Origin of the sequence: Photobacterium atrarenae, assembly GCF_024380015.1 — a bacterium.
GTDB lineage: Bacteria > Pseudomonadota > Gammaproteobacteria > Enterobacterales > Vibrionaceae > Photobacterium > Photobacterium atrarenae.
In genome coordinates this window covers 1,496,852-1,515,853 of the sequence record NZ_CP101509.1, presented here as the reverse complement: position 1 = coordinate 1,515,853, position 19,002 = coordinate 1,496,852, and the positions used below count along the sequence as shown (strand labels likewise).

The 19,002-nt window shown below is 54.3% G+C and carries 13 protein-coding genes; 3 read left to right on the top strand and 10 right to left on the bottom strand.

Annotated features, from left to right (window positions below):
- Positions 1-15 precede the first annotated feature (15 nt).
- Entirely contained in the window at positions 16-1,038 is a 1,023-nt protein-coding gene (locus NNL38_RS22760) for an ABC transporter permease (RefSeq protein ID WP_255391152.1), read from the top strand.
- Positions 1,039-1,245: 207 nt separating this feature from the next.
- Complete coding sequence (locus NNL38_RS22755) at positions 1,246-2,418, top strand: Gfo/Idh/MocA family protein (RefSeq protein WP_255391151.1); 1,173 nt, start codon at positions 1,246-1,248, stop codon at positions 2,416-2,418.
- 146 nt (positions 2,419-2,564) lie between these two features.
- Here NNL38_RS22755 and ltrA read toward each other — a convergent pair whose 3' ends face one another.
- Both ltrA and NNL38_RS22745 read right to left on the bottom strand, forming a co-directional pair.
- Positions 2,565-3,857 (bottom strand): group II intron reverse transcriptase/maturase, encoded by a 1,293-nt coding sequence (ltrA, locus tag NNL38_RS22750; RefSeq protein WP_369414645.1) that lies wholly within the window; start codon positions 3,855-3,857, stop codon positions 2,565-2,567.
- 620 nt (positions 3,858-4,477) lie between these two features.
- Complete coding sequence (locus NNL38_RS22745; protein ID WP_255391150.1) at positions 4,478-5,317, bottom strand: MurR/RpiR family transcriptional regulator; 840 nt, start codon at positions 5,315-5,317, stop codon at positions 4,478-4,480.
- Between the two features lie 451 nt (positions 5,318-5,768).
- Here NNL38_RS22745 and NNL38_RS22740 point away from each other — a divergent pair, with 451 nt between their 5' ends.
- Positions 5,769-6,635 (top strand): MurR/RpiR family transcriptional regulator, encoded by an 867-nt coding sequence (locus tag NNL38_RS22740; protein WP_255391149.1) that lies wholly within the window; start codon positions 5,769-5,771, stop codon positions 6,633-6,635.
- Here the strand turns inward: NNL38_RS22740 and NNL38_RS22735 are convergent.
- From NNL38_RS22735 to iolD, 8 genes are all read right to left on the bottom strand, one after another.
- Positions 6,626-7,351, bottom strand: coding sequence for an exonuclease domain-containing protein (locus tag NNL38_RS22735; protein WP_255391148.1), 726 nt, complete (start codon positions 7,349-7,351; stop codon positions 6,626-6,628). The two genes, NNL38_RS22740 and NNL38_RS22735, sit on opposite strands and share 10 nt — an antisense overlap.
- Positions 7,348-9,210, bottom strand: coding sequence for a DUF294 nucleotidyltransferase-like domain-containing protein (locus NNL38_RS22730; RefSeq protein WP_255391147.1), 1,863 nt, complete (start codon positions 9,208-9,210; stop codon positions 7,348-7,350). Before NNL38_RS22730 ends, NNL38_RS22735 begins: the two co-directional genes overlap by 4 nt.
- A gap of 147 nt (positions 9,211-9,357) precedes the next feature.
- Positions 9,358-11,046 (bottom strand): solute:sodium symporter family transporter, encoded by a 1,689-nt coding sequence (locus tag NNL38_RS22725; protein ID WP_255391145.1) that lies wholly within the window; start codon positions 11,044-11,046, stop codon positions 9,358-9,360.
- A 123-nt stretch (positions 11,047-11,169) separates the two neighbouring features.
- Positions 11,170-12,156 carry an inositol 2-dehydrogenase gene (gene iolG / locus NNL38_RS22720; RefSeq protein WP_255391144.1) on the bottom strand — a complete coding sequence of 329 codons (987 nt, stop codon included), beginning with the start codon at positions 12,154-12,156 and terminating at the stop codon, positions 11,170-11,172.
- A 517-nt stretch (positions 12,157-12,673) separates the two neighbouring features.
- Positions 12,674-13,432 (bottom strand): sulfite exporter TauE/SafE family protein, encoded by a 759-nt coding sequence (locus NNL38_RS22715; protein WP_255391143.1) that lies wholly within the window; start codon positions 13,430-13,432, stop codon positions 12,674-12,676.
- Between the two features lie 82 nt (positions 13,433-13,514).
- Entirely contained in the window at positions 13,515-14,405 is an 891-nt protein-coding gene (gene iolE / locus NNL38_RS22710) for a myo-inosose-2 dehydratase (protein ID WP_255391142.1), read from the bottom strand.
- Positions 14,406-14,433: 28 nt separating this feature from the next.
- Positions 14,434-16,344, bottom strand: a complete 1,911-nt coding sequence (locus NNL38_RS22705; protein ID WP_255391141.1) for a bifunctional 5-dehydro-2-deoxygluconokinase/5-dehydro-2-deoxyphosphogluconate aldolase — start codon at positions 16,342-16,344, stop codon at positions 14,434-14,436.
- A gap of 473 nt (positions 16,345-16,817) precedes the next feature.
- Entirely contained in the window at positions 16,818-18,752 is a 1,935-nt protein-coding gene (iolD, locus tag NNL38_RS22700; RefSeq protein ID WP_255391140.1) for a 3D-(3,5/4)-trihydroxycyclohexane-1,2-dione acylhydrolase (decyclizing), read from the bottom strand.
- Between the last annotated feature and the right edge of the window lie 250 nt (positions 18,753-19,002).

The window sequence follows — 19,002 nt, the reverse complement described above, 5'->3', positions numbered from 1 at the left end:
AACAAGGAAAGTATTATGATTGCGAAAATCATGGCTGCCACCGCTGATGGCAAGGCAGCACCGAGCCAGCGCTACGGCCGCTGGATGTCGAAGTATGCGATTTATATGGTCTTTATCGCCATGTGTATCGTGATGTCAATCCTCTCCCCGGTCTTCCTGACCGTGGCGAACTTGCTCAATGTCCTGACCCAGATGGCCAGTATCGGCCTGCTGGCACTCGGGGTAACCATCATCATTATTACCCGGGGCATTGATCTTTCCTCAGGCTCGGTGCTCGCCGTAGCTGCGGTGGTCTCTGCCAGTATGGCGCAAAGCCTCGACTGGGGTATGCGGATGTATCCGAACTTACCGGAGCTGCCGGTGATCGTACCGATCCTGGCGGCGCTGGCGGTCGGTGCCCTGTGCGGTTATATCAACGGCGCCTTAATTGCCTATACAGGGATCCCACCGTTTATCGCCACCCTGGGGATGATGATTATTGCCCGCGGCGCGGCCCTGCTCTATTCCGACGGTCGCCCGGTCAGCAGCCTGATTGAATCATACCAGTGGATTGGCCAGGGGAGCGTGCTCGGCCTGCCGGTGCCGGTACTGATCTTTATCGTCATGGCTGTGGTCTCTTACATCCTGCTCAACTATACCCGTTTCGGCAAATACGCCTACGCCATCGGCGGCAACGAAACAGCAGCTTATGTCTCGGGGATCAACGTGAAAAAATACAAGATCCTGGTGTATACCTACGCCGGTGTGCTGGCCGGGATCGCGGCCCTGATCCTGGCCGCGCGGATCAACTCCGGCCAACCGGGGCTGGGCGTGATGTATGAGCTGGATGCCATTGCGGCCGCCACTGTCGGCGGCGTCTCTCATGCCGGCGGGATTGGCACGATTCAGGGCACCATCATCGGCACCATGATCATGGGTGTGCTGCAAAACGGGCTGGATTTGCTCAATGTCTCGGCTTACTGGCAGCAAATGGTCAAAGGGCTGGTGATTGTGATTGCCGTTATCTTTGATATGAAGCGCCACAAGAAAAGCGCTTGATCTCCCCTTCATGACTTTCGAGAGCGGCATGGCGCCGCTCTTTTTTATTCCAAAATCACAAATCACGAAATATATATTTCAAATTGTATTTGGATTGGACTATATTGTTCACATCATGTTCAACGTGGTTCCAATCCCATTTCGGGTATCAGCGACGACAAAAGAACACCTATTGCGACTGACCCCATTTTTTACGGAGATTTAATTATGTTTCATGAAGAACGTCGATTCGAACAACCCATTCGCTGGGGCATGGTCGGGGGTGGCCGGGGCAGCCAGATTGGCTACTCGCACCGCAACGCCGCACAGCGAGATGGCTTGTTCCGCTTGGTGGCCGGCGCTTTTGACCTGAATGCGGACCGCTGCCGCGATTTTGGCGTCAATATCGGCCTGGACGGCGAGCGCTGCTATCCGAACTATCAGGCGATGTTCGAAGCCGAAGCACAGCGCGAAGACGGCATTCAGGCCGTATCCATTGCCACCCCGAACGCCACCCATTACGAAATCTGCAAAGCCGCATTGCATGCCGGTTTACACGTGGTGTGTGAAAAACCGATTACTTTTACCACCGTAGAAGCCGAGGAGCTGAAAGCACTGGCTGCAGAGAAGCAGCGCGTGATTGGTGTGATGTACGGTTATACCGGTTTCCCGATGATCCACCAGGCCCGTGAAATGGTCGCCCGGGGCGATCTCGGTGAGATCCGCGTCGTCAACATGCAGTTCGCCCATGGGTTTCACAACGAAGCCTTTGAAGAAAAAGAGCCGGGCCTGAAATGGCGCGTCAGCCCTGAAGTCTCCGGCCCAACCTACGTGATCGGTGATATCGGCACCCACGCGTTCTACCTGTGTGAAATGATCACCGGCATGCAAGTGAGCCGCCTGTCCTGTATGCGTCAGAGTTTTATTCCGTCCCGCGCCCCGCTCGAAGATAACGCTCATGTCATGATGGAGTTTGAAGGTGGCGCCGTCGGGACACTATGGGCATCTGCAGTCAATGCCGGTTCGATGCATCAGCAGAAAATCCGGATTGTCGGCTCGAAAGCCTCCATCGAATGGTGGGATGAGCATCCGAACCAACTGCGGTTCGAAATTCAGGGAGAGCCGCCACGGATCCTGGATCGCGGCATGGGCTACCTGTATCAGGAAATTGAGGGCGTTGCCGCCAGCCACATTGGTGGCGGCCATGCCGAAGGTTATTTTGAGTCCTGGGCTAACCTGTATCATCGCTTTGCCCTGGTGTTTGATGCAATGAATCGCGGCGATGAGGAAACGGCAGCCAGCATCTGGATCCCGGGGATTGATGCCGGGATCAACGGGGTGCGCCTGTGCGAGAAATGTGTCGAATCCGCCGATAGCCAGTCCGCCTGGGTCGACTTTTAACCTGCCCTATTGCTCAAACTGATACCCAGTGAACAGGCTGCCGTTCCCCCAAACATCGCAGCCTGTTCACAACCTGGGAGTTTTCCCGAAGCGTAGTTCGTTAGATCACCAATCGAGTAGGAGGAGGCCTCACGGCCTCCGTCCTCTCACACCACCGTACAAGCGTGGGTCGCATACGGCGGTTCCGAATATATTTTCAGTGACTCGTACCCATCTCGCAACGAGTACAGACCCATCTCCTTGAACCATTTCATTGGCATGGCCTGATTGAGCTGGGGCGATAAAGCCAAGTGCCACCACCCTTTATCTGACATCGCCAGCTTCCACGCATTGCGTTCGCTTACACCCTCTTGGCGTAACCATGTCGCTATGCTGTATCTGCGCTTGCGCTGCTTGAGGCGATAGCACCGTAAGCGCCGCCTTATCCATTCATCCAAGCGCTGCATCGCGCTTTTCCGTATGGCAAGCTTGAAGTAGTGTTGCCAACCTCTTAGGTATTGAGTGAGTTCGACTATGACTGTCTTCAACTCTCGCCCTCGATTCCGCTTCGTTATTTGACGCACTCGCTTCTTCATCTGAGTTTGTGCTGTCTTCGAGATATGGATGCTTCCATCTCGGTGAAAGCGATGGCCTAGGTAAGTCCGCTCTGTCACTCTCGTTGCCGCACTTTTCTCACGGTTAACCCTGAGTTTCAGTTTCTGCTCCAAGAACTCCGTGATTGAGGCTTTTACTCGATTGGCGGCTTCCTCACTGTGCACGTAGATTTGGCAGTCGTCTGCATATCGGCAGAACTTATGCCCTCTTCGCTCAAGCTCTTTATCCAACTCATCTAATACGATATTTGATAGCAGCGGAGATAATGGTCCACCCTGTGGCGTCCCTCGTTGCCTCTGCTCAACTAACCCGTTTCGCATTATGCCTGCCTGTAGGTATGACCTGACCAGCTTCAGGACCCGTTTATCTGTGATGTCCTCCGATAGCCTGTGCATCAGTCTATCGTGGTTCACAGTATCGAAGTATTTCGCCAGGTCTATGTCGACTACATAACCCCGCCCCTCCCTGATGTAGTGGCTTGCTGCCACCAATGCATGGTGGGCACTGCGGTTAGGCCTGAACCCATAACTGTTGCTTGAAAACTGAGGTTCGTAGATATCTGTCAGTACTGAGGTAATGGCCTGTTGGACTACCCTATCAAGTACAGTTGGGATACCTAGCTGCCTCACTCCCCCGCTAGGTTTGGGAATTTCTACACCCAGAACGGGTTGGGGTTGGTAGCTCCCGTCCAGAAGGCTCTGGCGGAGCGCTTGCCCATTAGAAGACTGCCGAAGCATCGAGATAGTCGCTGTTATGTCGAGTTTATCAACCCCAGCACATCCCTTGTTCTTCTTCACTCTTCTCAGGGCTTGGTTCAGATTTGTTGAGGAGCAGATCCGCTCCATCAACTGAGTTGAGGTCACCAAGACTCGTCCTCCTGTCTACGTCGATCATGCTTGTCATTCTTCGTGGCCATGAGCGTCACTTGCGGTGTTGCCCAGTAGTACGTAGAGATGTTGTTCATCTTGCTATGACCCCACATGATTGAGTGTCTAGTGACTGCTTCTTGATATATTCAGTTCCGGCCTTCCCTTGGGTTGTACTTCCCCAAGGTACTATGCCTTCTGCTGACTTCTTATTCCCCGTCACACAACATCACTGTTGTATTAGTCTCATCCGAGACAGGTCGTAAGATCTCCCGAGGTAAGACGTTGTTCTTTCCCTTGGCTGTGCCTGATTTACCCGTACACACTTCCCGTCGAGGCATTGGGCTGTTCTATATATTGCTAGGTTACCCAAGTTGTACTGGCCTACTATCAGGTTTCTGTTCGTCACACCCAAGTTTTGCCGTTTGCTTCCTTCAGATCCCACCTCACGGTGGGCACCCTTGCATAGGCTAACGGTTCTCGCTCGACTGAGCCCGTAGAGGACTTTCACCTCCTAGAACAACGCCATGCTCGGCGCACAAACATAAACGCCTGACTCAGTCAGGCGTTTTAAAAACTTGGTTACGGATTCCCCCGACTCAGGATTTCTTATTTCCATCCTGCCGGAACGCCAACGAGACCGCCAGGGTTTGAGCCAGGCACAACGATGCGGCCTGGGAGCGGAATGCATCGACCTGGGCTTCTTTGACCACGAAACAGACATCACTGAATGAGGCCAGCGGGCTGATCTGGCTATCCGTGATAATCACCTGCTTGGTGCCGGTTTGCGCCGCCACTTCACTCAGCATCACGGTTTCTTTGGCATAAGGTGAAAAGCTGACCGCAATCACCGCATCTTTCGGGCCAATCATGCTGATCTGCTCTTTGAACATCCCGCCCAACCCGTCAATCAGAAACGCCCGACGGTTCAGATGGCGCAGCGCATACGTCAGGTAGGAAGCGACACTGAATGAGCGCCCCAGGCCAATCAGATAAATGCTTTCGGCCTGATTGAGAATATTGATCGCCGCATCAAGTTTTTCCGGCTCGGTTTGTGCCGCCAGCTGCTGCATAGCCTGGGCATTCGCACGGGAAAACGCCTGCAGAATATCAATCGGCTGCTCCGGCGGCGCAGCGTCATCATCCAGCTCTTTGAGCAAGCGGATCCGATCGGTATAGTTGGCTGTCTCTTCCAGCAAGTTTTGCCGGAACAGCTGTTTCATTTCATTAAAGCCACTGAAACCGAAGGCATTGGCGAACCGGATCAGCGTCGAGGGCGGAACTTCCGCATGCTGAGCAATCACTGCGACCGTATCGAAGGCCACACTGTTATTGTTATCAAGCACATAGCCTGCAACTTGTTGTAATCGCTTGCTGAGACCATCGTATTTTTCACGAATTTGATCCTGTAGCTCAGTCAGGCTGTTTGCGGCATTCATATCAAGCTCCCCATAGGCATACCGACGCCATTGTATTCACTTTTCCCGACAAGATGAAATGCTTTTTCCAGATTTAGCCCACAAATAATGCAAACATTCAAGTTGGGCATCCGGATTTTAGCGGCCATTCTTCCCGAGTATGCTTCATTCATATTGCACCATCTAACTATCTGATCTCTCAGTACATCTATCGGCTTATCCCAATCAAAGTAAGTCAGTGATCAGACCTGGCCCTGAATGATGCGCAGAAAAATAGCTAACATCATGAAAGAATTCACCTTTTAAACATCCGATTCAACAACAGGGTAACTTGGTGGCGCCGGCCCACGCTGTAACGTTTGAAGAAGGTGCAATAACAACCGTGATATGAAATGGAATTTTCGTTTCATAAATTGCACCAATATGAGAATTAAGCGAGAATGGCGAAATAAAAATTTCAACCGGTATTTCCATGAACCCAATTACCAATGTCAGTCAGTTCCAGCAGGATGTACGACAACGCTACCCGACCCTCAGCAAGCGCCTTCAGCAAGTGGCCGGCTATGTGCTTGATAACCCCAACAGCGTCGCCTTCGATACCGTTGCTGCCATTGCCAAAGCAGCAGCAGTGCCCCCGTCAACCCTGATCCGCTTCGCCAGCGCGTTTGAGTTCAACGGATTTAACGAGATCAAACAGATCTTTCAAATGCATTTGGTCGAAGAGACGTTTAGTTACACCGAGCGTGCCAGCCTGTTCCGGCAACTCGAGGGCGATCAAGCGGTCAAGGAGCGACCGGAGCATATTCTGTACGAGTTTACCCACGCCAATGCCGTGGCGATGGAGCGGCTGGCCAACCAGATCCAGCCCGACATGCTGCAGCGGGCGGTGACCCTGCTCAATCAGGCCAACCATATTTACATTGTCGGACTGGGCCGCTCATTCGGCATTGCCTCGTATCTGACCTATGCTTTGCGCCACCTGGATCGCAAAGCCTCACTGGTTGATGGTAGTGGCGGGATGTTCAAGGAGCAGATCAGCATGGTTGGTCCGGAGGATGTGGTGATTGCGATCAGCTACTCACCCTATGCGGAAGAGACCCTGATCACCAGTCAGATTGCAGCCGCCAAAGGCGCGCAGCAAATCGTACTGACAGACAGCCAAATCAGCCCGCTGGCTTCTCTCAGTGATATCTGCTTTGTGGTCAAAGAAGCCCAGGTTGATGCGTTTCGCTCGCTGTCGGCGACTCAGTGTCTGGTTCAAACCCTGGCGGTCGCCCTGATTTTCGAGCAGTCGGGCCCACACCAGCAACCCCAACCGCCCGAAGCCTCTCAGGCGTAACCTTTCAGCGACCGTTGGACCAAAGGTCCCAGCACCGGGGTTTTTCCGGCAAAGATTTCCCGGATCAGCACCAACAATAATTCTCCGGTCGCCACTGCATCAGCCAGCGCATTGTGCGCCAGATACGGTGGTAACCCTTTCTGCTCGCGAATATGACACAGCCTGAGATCCGGATTCACCTTGCCACGGTTGGCCGACAGCGACCGCTCCAGCATTAGGGTATCGATCCAGACCAGCGGCATGGGCGCATCGGGAGCCAATTGAAAGGCACGGCGCAGGAAGCCTTGCTCGATCGCCGCTCCGTGGGCCACCACAACTTTGCCGGCCAGGGTGGCAATGATTTTCTCGACACAAGCCTGCTCGGTCATTCCGCCCGCCAGGGTTTCTGGCACAATATGATTAATAACCGCAGTTTCCGGTTTCACCGCATCTGCTGCCAGCAGGTAATAGTGCTGGCCGGAGGAAAGCGACAGGATTTGCTGGCGGATCTCGACCATTCCGACTGACAAGATGGCATCCGTTTCCGGATCCAACCCCGAGGTTTCGAGATCCAGAACCACCAAATCCAATGTTTCCAGCGGGGTGTCCGGCGGCGGGACAGGCGCTTGAAATATCGGCTTGAGATGGCTTGCCACCGTGCCTTTGCCACATTCTGCCTGACGCTGCTTTTCGAGTTGTTCCAGCGGATGAAAGGATTGAAATAGCCGCTTGATCATCGTAACACTCCCCTGGCATGAAACCGCTGCTGTGCCGCTTCCTGATAGCGGGCAATGATCCGGAACGCATCTTTGAGATGGTTGCGTTCAAACTGGGTCAACAGCGCCGGCGCAATGGTATGACTTGCCGTTTCACCGCGCTGCATTGCGATCCGCTGATGACGAAAACGCACCTGATTAATAAAACTAAACGCTTCCAGGAGCTCCTGCCGGCTGGCCGGGCTGATAATCCCGCCATCCACGGCCGCCTGGAGCCGTTTGGTCATCTCCGTCTCCCGGCTCTCCGCAGCCAAGGCATAAATCCGTGCCAGGTCGACCAGCAGACTAAGCGCCTGCTTTTTGATGTTAAACACACTGCGATTCTCACCATCTTTGGCCAGCACGAATTGGCGGAACATCCCCAGCGGCGGGGACACCCGCAACGAGTTCGCGACCAGAATCGCCAGGAAACGCCGATTGCCCCGGGTATACGTCGTCAGCTTGTGCTTCAGCACGTCGACCAGCTCGGCCTGACCATAGAGAAAACGCACATCGAGAAACACCGAAATGTCCAGCAAGGCCTGCGGCTCGGGGTGAACAATCCATTCGCGGTAATACGCCAGCCACTGATCCAGGGAGACACACCAGCGCGGGTTGGTTGCCATCATATGCCCCGGGCAAAGGCTGTAGCCGCATTCCGCCAGACCATAACAGACAAATTCAGCCAGACGGCGGAAATAATCTTTCTCTTCAGGATCAGGCTCGCGGGCCAAGATCAGTCCGTTGTCCTGATCGGAAAAACCGTGAATTTCATTGCGCGCCTGGGAGCCAGCGACAAACCAGGCATAAGGCATGGGTGCAGCGCCCAGCGCTTGCTCGCCCAGTTGCAGCAGCCGTTTATTGAATGCATCGGCCACCAACGCCATTAATTGCTGCACCGAGCGCGCATGCATCCCCGTTTCGACCAGCGTCTCAAACACAGCCTGACGTTGCGGCAGCAATGCCTTGAGTTGCGCCAGTGATTCCTGACGATAGATCCGGTTGATTAAAAACACCGCCTGGACCTGGCTTTTCTCCACCAGGCTGGTCGCGGTCAGCACGCCGGTGACTTTGCCCTGCTCAATCACCGGCAAACTACGGACGTTATGCAGCATCATGGCTTCAATGGCCTCGATCAATGATGACTGACCATCAATGATCTGGGGATCCCGGGTCATCACCATCTCGACCGGCTCGGTCGTTGCAATGCCTTCGGCGATCACCCGCTTGGTCATATCCCGATCGGTGACGATCCCAACCAGCTGATCGCCAGCCATCACCAGGGCACTGGAGCGATGCTGCGCGACCATGGCCTGTGCAACGTCGCGGATTGGGGTCGATGCCGACACCAGGGCCAGGTTGCGATTGGTGACTTCACTGACCGGACGCAAGTACATGGCTTCATCCGCCGCTTCAGCCATAGCCGCCGTGCTGGCCAGCCGCACCGATTCCTGGGCTGCAAAGTGATCCCGAACCGCCGGGATCTCTTCAATCAGCTGCATCAACACCTGTTTGGGGATCCGGTAAAGCAGCGTATTTTCAATCGCGGTCAGGGTGTAATCACACGCCCCGTTTCTGTGGAGCTGACTGAAGCCGAACAGGTCGCCGTCCGCCAGCCGGGCCCGCAGCGAACGATCCGGGTTGCACTGCTCGACCGCTCCGAGCCGGACAATAAACAAGCCCTGGCCGACAATCTTATGACCGTCCAGGGCTTCGCCTTTCATCAGGTAGAGAATGTCCACCGAAGACGCCAGGGCATTGCGCGCTTCAGCGGTGAGGTGATCAAAGGGATCAACCGTCGACAGATAATCAAAAATATTGGGTAAAAGTGACTGTTCCATAGTATGTCCAAACGTCGTATACCCAAGTCACCTCGCGCCGGATCTTAAGAGAAGAAACACCGATTAAAGGTCACTTGGGTATAACCCCGGTGTATCAGACCGGGGTTACGTTTTAATGATGTTTTGCCTGTGCTGTGCCGACTCTGGTTAAGTACGGGCAACCATCCGCGGGCTTTTCATCAGCTCACGACCAATCGACCAGAACACATAGGCCAGGGCGACGGAAGCCAGAATGTAATACCCATTCATCAGCCAACCCGGTACGTTCTGGGCCAAGAAGATATACATGGAGACAGAGCCCAGGGTGATCAACACAGAAACCGGCAGCGACATTGACCAGGGCTTGATATCAACCTGTTCGGTATACACTTCTTCATAAGCTTGTTGCGGATAGAAGTAACCGACAATCAGCATAAAGAGCACGTTGATCACAAACAGCAGGCCGACCAGGTGGAAGAAGTGAATATCGATCTTCACCACGAAATTAAACAGGATGTAAGCGGACATCCCGAACACCAAGCCCAACTTAGCCGCGATAGCGGGAACGCGTTTGGTCAGCAGCCCGACCAGCACCACACTGAGGATCGGCGAGTTGAAAATCCCCTGCAATTGCTGGATCAGGTAGAACAGACCATCCGGCGCATTGGCCACCAACGGCGCGACAATCATCGACACCAACGCCAGCCCCAGACCGAGGAATTTACCCAGTTTCACCGTTTCCGCCTCGGTCGCATTCGGTTTCAGCGACTTCTTGAAGATATTGACCGTAAACAGGGTCACCGAGGAGTTCAGGCCGCCACTGAAGGTGGAGAACACAGCGCCAACGACCACAGCGGCGAAAAAGCCCACCAGCACTTCCGGCAACACGAGTTGGACCAGGTTTGGATAGGCATGATCCGGGTTATCGATTTGTCCCTGGAACACGTGGAAGGCAATGATGCCCGGCAAGATGATGATCAGGGGGATCATCAGTTTAAAGAAGGCGCACAGCAACACCCCTTTCTGCCCTTCCGCCAGGTTTTTCGCGCCCAGCGCTTTTTGCACGATCGACTGGTTGGTACACCAGAAAAACATGTTGGAAATGATCAGGCCGGTAAACAAGGTCGAGAACGGCACCAGCGAGTCCTGATCGCCGATAGAGTTAAACTTCTCCGGGTGGCTCTGATATACCTCAACCAATCCGGACCAGACGTTGCCGTCGCCGACGTAAGCCAGCGCAAACAGGGTCACCATCAAACCGCCGACAATCAAACCGACCCCGTTCATGGTATCCGCCACGGCAATCGCTTTGATACCGCCAAAGACGGCGTACAGCGCGCCCATTCCGCCGACACCCCAGACCATGATCCACATAGCCGTGTCTTTATCGACATTAAACACATGCGAGACCTGGAACAGGCTCTCCAACGCGATGGCACCGGTATAGAGCACAATCGGCAACAGCGAAATCACATACATGCCCAGAAACAGGATGGAGGTGATGGTCAGAGTTTGTTTATCAAAACGGCGCTCCAGATATTCCGGGATCGTCGAGATCCCCAGCTTCAGGTAGCGCGGCAAAAAGAAGATGGCAAACAGCACAATGGTCATCGCCGCCATGACTTCCCAGGCCATGACGATAAAGCCGGTTCGAAAAGACAGGCCGTTCAAGCCAACCAGGTGTTCAGTCGATAAATTCATCAGCAACATGGAGCCGCCGATATAGACCCCGGTCAGCGATCGCCCGCCGAGAAAATAACCTTCCGCGGAATCCGTGAGATGGGCATTGCGGGTTTTATAGTAAGCAAACCCTGCCACAAACAGGGTAAATCCCATAAACGAGAGAAAAGCAAGCATGATACCTCCAAGCTTGTATAACACGCTTTTCCAAAGCCAAAGTCCGTTGGCAAGTCCGTTGGCACTGGTGTGATTGGATCTGAATTGAAAAGTGCGGGCTGCCTGTGCAGCCCGCGAAGCTGGTTATAACTTAATTTCTTTACCGCTCAGCATGGATTCAATGGCCTTGTCTGCCAGCAGCAGCGCTTGTTCACCATCGTTGCCGTTACACTCCGGCTCGGCGCGACCAGCCAGCACGTCGACAAAGTGCGCCCATTCTGCTTTGTAGGCCGCCTCGTAGCGCTGAAGGAAAAAGTGCTCAGGTTTCGCAGCCACGCAGCCGGCCTCTCCCCACTGCTCTACCGCATTCTCATGAATATTTTTCGCAGTCAGCAGACCTTTCTCCCCGTGCAGCTCGATGCGCTGATCATAGCCATAACCGGAACGGCGGCTGTTGGAGATGGTGGCCATCGCACCGGACGGAAACTTCATCACCACAAAGGCGGTATCAATATCACCGGCCTCACCAATGGCCGGATCCACCAGGTTGCTGCCCTGGGCATACACAGAGATCGGATCTTCGCCCATGATGAAGCGGGCCATATCGAAATCGTGGATGGTCATGTCACGGAACATACCGCCGGACACTTTGACGTACTCTGCCGGTGGTGGCGACGGATCGCGGGAGGTGATCAGTAAGGACTCGGCTTTACCGATACTACCGGTACTGAGCATTTCACGCACCTTGCGGAACTGCGGATCGTAGCGGCGGTTAAAACCGACAAACAACGGCACCTGGTGTTGCTGAACGATTGCCAGGCAGCTGCGCACCCGCTCAATATCCAAATGCACCGGCTTTTCACAGAAAATGGCCTTTCCGGCTTTGGCGGCCAGCTCAATCAGCTCCGCATGTGTATCCGTTGCTGAGGCAATCAGCACGCCGTGTACATTCGGATCCGCCAGCGCTTCTTCCGTCGTTTGCTGCTTGGCGCCATATTTCTCGGCCAGTGCTGCAGTCCCGGGTGAAAACGGGTCAATCACTGAATAAAGCTGCGTTTCCTTGTGATCGGCAATATTGACAGCATGAACCTGGCCGATTCGACCGGCGCCGAACAGTGCAATGTTGTACATGACTACTCCTTATAAACAGAACCCAGTTTGTCTCGTCCGTTTCATCCTTGCTGTATCCGCCTTGACGGTTCCTGTTTCAGGGTCGCTTCAAGCCTTGAGTGCGCAAGCAAGTGATGACTCAGTTGATAAAAAGAATATACCAAGTGGAAATTTTTATTTCATCAAAAATAAAAACGAAACATTCATTTTTGCTTGCCAGGTAACATTATTCCGTAGAAAGGGAGTGATCCTGTAAAAAACAAGGATGCTGCTCACACCTTTAATCACTAAATATTCGCTTAACTCGATGAATAAAGCGTTTTCAAAACCACCCATTTAAACCAGGTGCATATTGGCCGCAATGACCATTGCGGCCAAGAAGACAATGGAACACAAAACGCCCGCAAAACAAAATAACCATTTCATCTATTGAAACCCCGTTTATTTTTCAGCCGCGTCATTCCATTGATTCAAATTCATCTGCCAGCCTGGATGGCACTGAACAGCCGTCAGCATGACAACATTGCCCGGCGCGTCCTCATCCGGCCAAGCCATCGACCAGTAACTTGCATCCGGAGAGAAATAAGAACAGGTAACACAAGCGATAAACCCAATCCTGGCTGATCCGGTGCAACAACCACACCCCGGTTTTCACCCCAATTGGAGCCAGGGGCATCAACACCAGCGCCGTCATCAGATTCACGCTGTCGAATTTCCCCAACAGCGTAAAAGGGACCAGCTTGGCGAGGTTCACCAGGCCAAAAAGCACCGCCATGGTGGCAATCAAGGTGACCTTCTCCAGTTTTAAAGGCAGCAGATAAATACTGGCAGGCCCGCCACCGGCATGGATTGTGGTGCTGGAAAAGCCGCTGAGCAGGCTCCAGAACCAAGCTCTGACCTGACTGAACCCTCCTCCCGCAGGTGGTTCGGGTGCTTCCCGGCTCATCCGATATTGCAGGCAGAAAAACAGCGACAAGCCGCCTATCAGCAACTTCAATACTGATTCAGGCGCCACGCCCATCAGCAGACCAGCCAACACTACACCCACCAGAGATCCCGGTAACATCAGCTTCAGTTGCTCTCGGTCGGCATGACGGTAATGCTGGCGAACGGCAAAGAAATCCATCGCACAGAGGATCGGCATCATGATCGCAGCCGCCTGAACGGGCGATACACTCAGCGCCATCAGCGGCACCGCAATAATACCGAGCGCCCCGCCCAGCCCGCCTTTGCCGATACCGTAAATCAACACCGCCGGGACCGCAGTGACATAAAACCAGGGGTCCGTCACGATCATGTTTATCCTTCCTTCCGATGTGAAAAGCGAAAAAAAAAGCGCCATCCGGCGCTTTTTTAACTCAATCTTTGGATCATCCGGCTTACAACAGCCCGGCGTCCTTGGCGAACTGGTGGAGGTTGTTGTAACCCAGCGTCGCGTAGGTCAGCGGATTTGCCACAGCCGGATCCTGCTCGGCTTCCACCACCAGCCAACCGCTATAGTTGTGTTCTTTAAGAACCTTAAACACAGCCGGGTAGTCGATGCAACCATCGCCCGGAACGGTGTAAACACCATTGAGCACGGAATCGAGGAAACTCAGCTTACGGTTTTTAACATCGGCCAGCACATCCGGACGAATGTCCTTACAGTGAACGTGATTGATCCGATCGGCCCAGCGCTTGGCGACGGCCACCGGATCGGCTCCGGCATACGTCAGGTGGCCGGTATCAAGCAGCAGACCGACTTCCGGCCCGGTGTGTTGCATCAGGTTGTCGACATCCGCCGCGGTTTCAATCACGGTGCCCATGTGATGGTGATAGGCAATCTGAACGCCCTGACTTTGGGTATAGCGGGCAAATTCAGTCAGCTTGCGACCGTACTCTTCCCAGCGCTCTGCCGGGAATTGCGGACGCAGATGGACCGGCGTGTCCTGCGCGCCGTGGATACAGTCGGTGACTTCACAAGCCACCATCACGGTCGCACCCAGTTCACGCAGCAAGGTCAAGTGACCCTGTACGGCTTCAATTTCTTCTTCAACAGAGCGTGTCAGCAGCTCCAGCGAATACCAGCCAGAGACCAGCTGCAGATCGTGCCCGGCCAGGATTGGACCGAGGACGCTGGCTTCACGCGGAAACTTATTGCCCAGCTCAAATCCGGCAAAACCCGCCTGCTTGCCTTCCGTCAGGCACGTTTCCAGCGGCGTTTCCGCGCCAAGCGTCGGTAAATCATCATTGGTCCAGGTCAGAGGGTTGATTCCAAGTTGAACAGCCATGGTGAAACTCCTTTATTTCGATTTGATATTAGTCCTGGCCGCGCTGACGCCACAGGGTGATCAGGTTGTGATAGTTGGCTTTGACTTGCTGGATGAGTTGGTCATCATCAATACTGCCGGCCAGCCACTCGCGGGACGGTTGACCAAACAGGGTCCGCCCGACTGCAAATCCTTTCACAAGCGGCTGATCCGCAGCGGCTGCAAACCCGGCTTTCAGCTCCTCCTGCGGCGCATCCAGCCCCAGCAGCACCACGCCATGACAGAAAGAATCGCGCTCGGCGACGAGATCGGAGACCTGCTGCCAGCTTTGTGCCGACATCGGCGGTAGTTTCCACCAGTCCGGTTTCACGCCCAGGTTGTAGAAGCGTTGCATGGCCCGAAGATAGAGCGCATCACTTCTTTCCATGTCGGCCGGCAGGATCACTTCCAGCAAGAGTTCATGGCCGGACTTACAACAGGCCTCGTAAACTTCTTTAACCTTGCTTTCCTGACGCAATCGGGTTGGGTGATCATCTTCCGGGTGGAAGAACACCAGGCATTTCACAATGTGCTCCAGCGGCCAGTCGACCAGTTGAGAGCCGATGTTTCCGTGCTCCAGCTCCAGCGGACGCGAGCCCGGTAGCTCAATCGGTCGGCCGATCCACCAGCCCTGGCCGGTAATTTCATTGAGCACGTCCTGGCCAAATGTACTATCACACAGCAAGCCGGCTTTGCCTTGCAACCCGGCTTCTTCCGCCACGGCCTGGCTGGCTTTGAGGATCAATTGTTTCAGCGGTTTGATGCGGGACACATCGGCACCGACAGCACGAGCCATATCGACAAACTGGATCCGGTGGTCAAACGCCATCACGCACAGTTCATCCCACGCTTTATCGCGGGTCGTGACCCGGTGCAGATGATTCAGCTCAGCGTCCAGATCCGGGCGCGGCACCGCTTCAGCACGCGCGAGGTAGTTATCTAGTTCAATCTTGGTTGGCATCGCCGGGGCACAGCCGTGACGGGAAACAACCAGCGCCCCACAGGCATTGGCGTAGGCACATGCCTGCTCCCAGCTTTCACCGTTGAGGTAGCCGCGCAGCAAACCGGACATGAATGCATCACCGGCCCCCAGCACGTTCAGTACATCGACGCGCACGCCGTGAACCGTGATCCCTTCATCCAGGGTATCGGGGATCGTGCCAGAGAACACTGAGCAGCCAAGCGGCCCGCGCTTACAGACAAATTCAGCCTGGGAAACTTCGCGTACTTTACGCAGCGCTTCGACAGTATCAGTCGAGCCTCCGGCAATATGAAATTCTTCCTCGGTACCGACAATCAGGTCAAACAGCCCGAGCACTTCCATCAGTTGTGCTGTGACTTGCTCTGATTCGATGAAACGCGTCTCGCCGTCACCAAGTGAAGTCAGGCCCCAGAGTACCGGGCGGTAGTCAATATCCAGCGCGGTTTTAACGCCATTGCGACGGGCATATTTCAGCGCGGTCAACACGGCTTCACGGGTTTTCGGGTGGGACAAATGGGTGCCTGTGATCGCCAGACAGCGTGCAGAAGCAATGTACTCTTCAGTAAAATCTTCACTGGTGATTGCCATGTCCGCGCAGTTATCACGATAGAAAATCAGCGGAAACGTATCTTCGTCTTTGATGCCCAGGATCACCAGGCCGGTCAGACGATCTTTATCGGTGATCAGGTGGCTGGTGTCACAACCGACCCGCGCCAACTCCTCACGCAAGAATCGACCCATATGCTCATCCCCGACCCGGGCCAGCATGGACGATTTCAGCCCCTGGCGCGCCGTGCCGAACGCCACATTGCCCGATGAACCGCCCAGGTATTTGTTAAATGAGCCCATATCTTCCAGTCGGGCACCAATCTGCTGACCGTATAAATCGACCGCGATCCGGCCCATACAAATCACATCAAACTTTTTTTCGGTATTCACTTCCATAGCTCCTTAACAGCTCCTGCCTTACACCAGCGGCGTGTGGGTCCTGAATGCCTGCCAGCACAAGCAACCGGGTTGCCTCTGCTTTCACGCTGGGTGACTGCAAAGCACCATTTGTTTCGATACATCATTTATACGAAATATTTGTTTTATTTTCAATCAATTTAAAAACAAGCATTTCGTTATGTGATCTCACAGGAAGTTTCCGTCTACCGCTCGTTGTTACGGGCCTTGGCTGGCACTGGCCGGAAGGCACCTGGTTCACCCGGCTCCGGCCTTCCCACCCGATGTCGAAGCCAAACGGCAGTTCATCGAAACAGCCTAAAATGAAATGTGCATTTCACCATGCGAACTGAGACAACAACGGCCTAAAAAAACAGCCCTGTATTCAGCAACGCGCTTGAATACAGGGCTGTGATCGCCTGACGCAAATGAGCAGCGCTCACCGCCCCTCACTGCCATCGCAAGTATTAATACTGCCGTGCCTTGGTCTCAAGCACCTGTTGAATCGATTCTGCCGCCGCAACCACGTCCGGATTCTCGGCCACCTGGGCGGTGCCGGTACGCCACCAGGACTCATAGCCATGGGTCATGGTTTTCGGTAGCACTTTAATATCAATCAGGGTTGAAACCGGCTGTTGTCTGGCATCTTCCAGCGCGGCGAGCAACTCGGCTTCAGTGTGAACCGTATACCCTTTACAGCCATAACTTTCGGCATTCTTGGCAAAATCGACTTTCACCAGGTTGCCGGTCATGCCGCCGGTCGCCGGATCGCGATGGCGGTTTTCCGTACCGAAACTCCCCATCCCCTGGCTCATTTGCAGATTATTGATACAGCCGAAACCGGCATTATCAAACAGCAACACCGTGATTTTCAGCCCTTCCTGGATCGCAGTCTGGAGCTCCGAGTGCAACATCATGTAGGAGCCATCGCCGACCATCGCGTAAACCGGCTGCTGCGGACGGGCAATTTTTGCCCCGACGGATGCCGCAATTTCATAGCCCATGCAGGAATAACCGTATTCCATGTGATAGGTATCCGGCTGTTTCGGCTGCCAGACCCGTTGCAGATCACCCGGCAGCGAGCCCGCCGCACCGACGATAATTGCATCGTCTTCAAGGTGTTGATCCAGCAATCCCAGCACCCGGGTCTGGGTCAGGCGGGTTTGCAGCGCATCGCTGTATTCCGGCAGTTTGTCATCCAGCTGGCCTGCAATCTCAGGGGAAAACCCTTCCTGATATTCAACCGAAAACAAACGCGCCAGTTCTGCGTTCCAGGTCGCTTTGGCGTCGGTAATTTCATCACGGTAACTGCTGCGATAGCCAGCCTCGGCCAGCTGCTGCCCAATCGCACTCAGCGCTACTTGGGCATCGGCCACCACCGCGGTGGCATCCAGTTTATGAGCATCGAACTCAGCCACGTTCAGGGTCAGGAATTCAACCTCAGGGTGCTGGAACAAAGATTTCGAGGCTGTGGTGAAATCGGTAAAGCGGGTCCCGACCCCGATCACCAGGTCCGCCTCTTTAGCAATCAGGTTGGCAGCCAGGCCACCGGTGGTTCCCACGCCGCCCAGGTTCAGTTCATGATCGGAGACAATGGCACTTTTGCCCGCCTGCGTTTCGCCAAACGGGATATTGAATTGCTCGGCAAACTGACGAAATGCCTCATGCGCTTCGCTGTAGCGAACCCCGCCGCCGCAAATCAGCATCGGTTTCTTCTTGCGGCGGATCAGTTCGACCGCCTCCTGAATCATGGCTTCCGTTGCAGGACGGCGCTCAATCCGGTGCACCCGTTTTTGGAAGAAATACTCAGGGAAATCGTACGCTTCTCCCTGTACATCCTGCGGCAAACAGACCGTAACTGCACCGGCATCTGCCGGATCCGTCAGTACCCGCATCGCATTGATCATCGCCGACATCAATTGCTCCGGTCGGGACACCCGATCCCAGTAACGCGACACCGGACGGAAACAGTCATTGGTACTGATCGTATTGTCATGATATTGCTCGACCTGCTGTAACACCGGATCCGGCTGGCGGGTCGCGAACACATCTCCCGGCAGAAACAGAACCGGAATACGGTTTGCCGTGGCAGTTGCAGCAGCCGTGACCATATTCGCCGCACCCGGACCAACCGAAGAGGTCACAGCATAGATTTTCTTACGCTTGTGCTGCTTGGCAAACCCCATCGCAATGTGGGCCATGCCCTGCTCGTTACAGCCCTGATGGACCACCAGTTCGCCGGCATCCTGCTCCAGTGCCTGGCCCAAACCAACAACATTCCCGTGCCCGAAAATGGTAAACACGCCGTGGATCAATCGATGCTGCTCACCGTCCACTTCGACATATTGCTGATTCATAAACTTCACCAGCGCCTGGGCGGTCGTCATTCGTAAGGTGCTCATACCACTGTCTCTCCAATAAATCATATCCTGGCAGAATCCATTCTGATTGCCTGTCGAAGCCGGTTCTGCCTCATCCGAGGGATCGTTTCACTTGATTAAAATCACTATATGGAACATTTTTTTCATTTCAAGATAATTATGAAATATCAACTTCTTTTGTGATCCGGGTCGGCCTTCAATGTACTTGTCCATCCAGCATCAAGGATTCATGCGTCTGACTGGCAACTGGCACCTCGCTGCGCTCCATCAC

What these genes read in the sequence shown, in the direction of transcription:
- ltrA (WP_369414645.1), bottom strand. Translation starts at nt 3,857, where the DNA reads ATGGAGCGGATCTGCTCCTCAACAAATCTGAACCAAGCCCTGAGAAGA.
- iolD (WP_255391140.1), bottom strand. Translation starts at nt 18,752, where the DNA reads ATGAGCACCTTACGAATGACGACCGCCCAGGCGCTGGTGAAGTTTATG.
- iolG (WP_255391144.1), bottom strand. Translation starts at nt 12,156, where the DNA reads ATGTACAACATTGCACTGTTCGGCGCCGGTCGAATCGGCCAGGTTCAT.
- NNL38_RS22755 (WP_255391151.1), top strand. Translation starts at nt 1,246, where the DNA reads ATGTTTCATGAAGAACGTCGATTCGAACAACCCATTCGCTGGGGCATG.
- NNL38_RS22725 (WP_255391145.1), bottom strand. Translation starts at nt 11,046, where the DNA reads ATGCTTGCTTTTCTCTCGTTTATGGGATTTACCCTGTTTGTGGCAGGG.
- NNL38_RS22715 (WP_255391143.1), bottom strand. Translation starts at nt 13,432, where the DNA reads ATGATCGTGACGGACCCCTGGTTTTATGTCACTGCGGTCCCGGCGGTG.
- NNL38_RS22745 (WP_255391150.1), bottom strand. Translation starts at nt 5,317, where the DNA reads ATGAATGCCGCAAACAGCCTGACTGAGCTACAGGATCAAATTCGTGAA.
- iolE (WP_255391142.1), bottom strand. Translation starts at nt 14,405, where the DNA reads ATGGCTGTTCAACTTGGAATCAACCCTCTGACCTGGACCAATGATGAT.
- NNL38_RS22735 (WP_255391148.1), bottom strand. Translation starts at nt 7,351, where the DNA reads ATGATCAAGCGGCTATTTCAATCCTTTCATCCGCTGGAACAACTCGAA.
- NNL38_RS22740 (WP_255391149.1), top strand. Translation starts at nt 5,769, where the DNA reads ATGAACCCAATTACCAATGTCAGTCAGTTCCAGCAGGATGTACGACAA.
- NNL38_RS22760 (WP_255391152.1), top strand. Translation starts at nt 16, where the DNA reads ATGATTGCGAAAATCATGGCTGCCACCGCTGATGGCAAGGCAGCACCG.
- NNL38_RS22730 (WP_255391147.1), bottom strand. Translation starts at nt 9,210, where the DNA reads ATGGAACAGTCACTTTTACCCAATATTTTTGATTATCTGTCGACGGTT.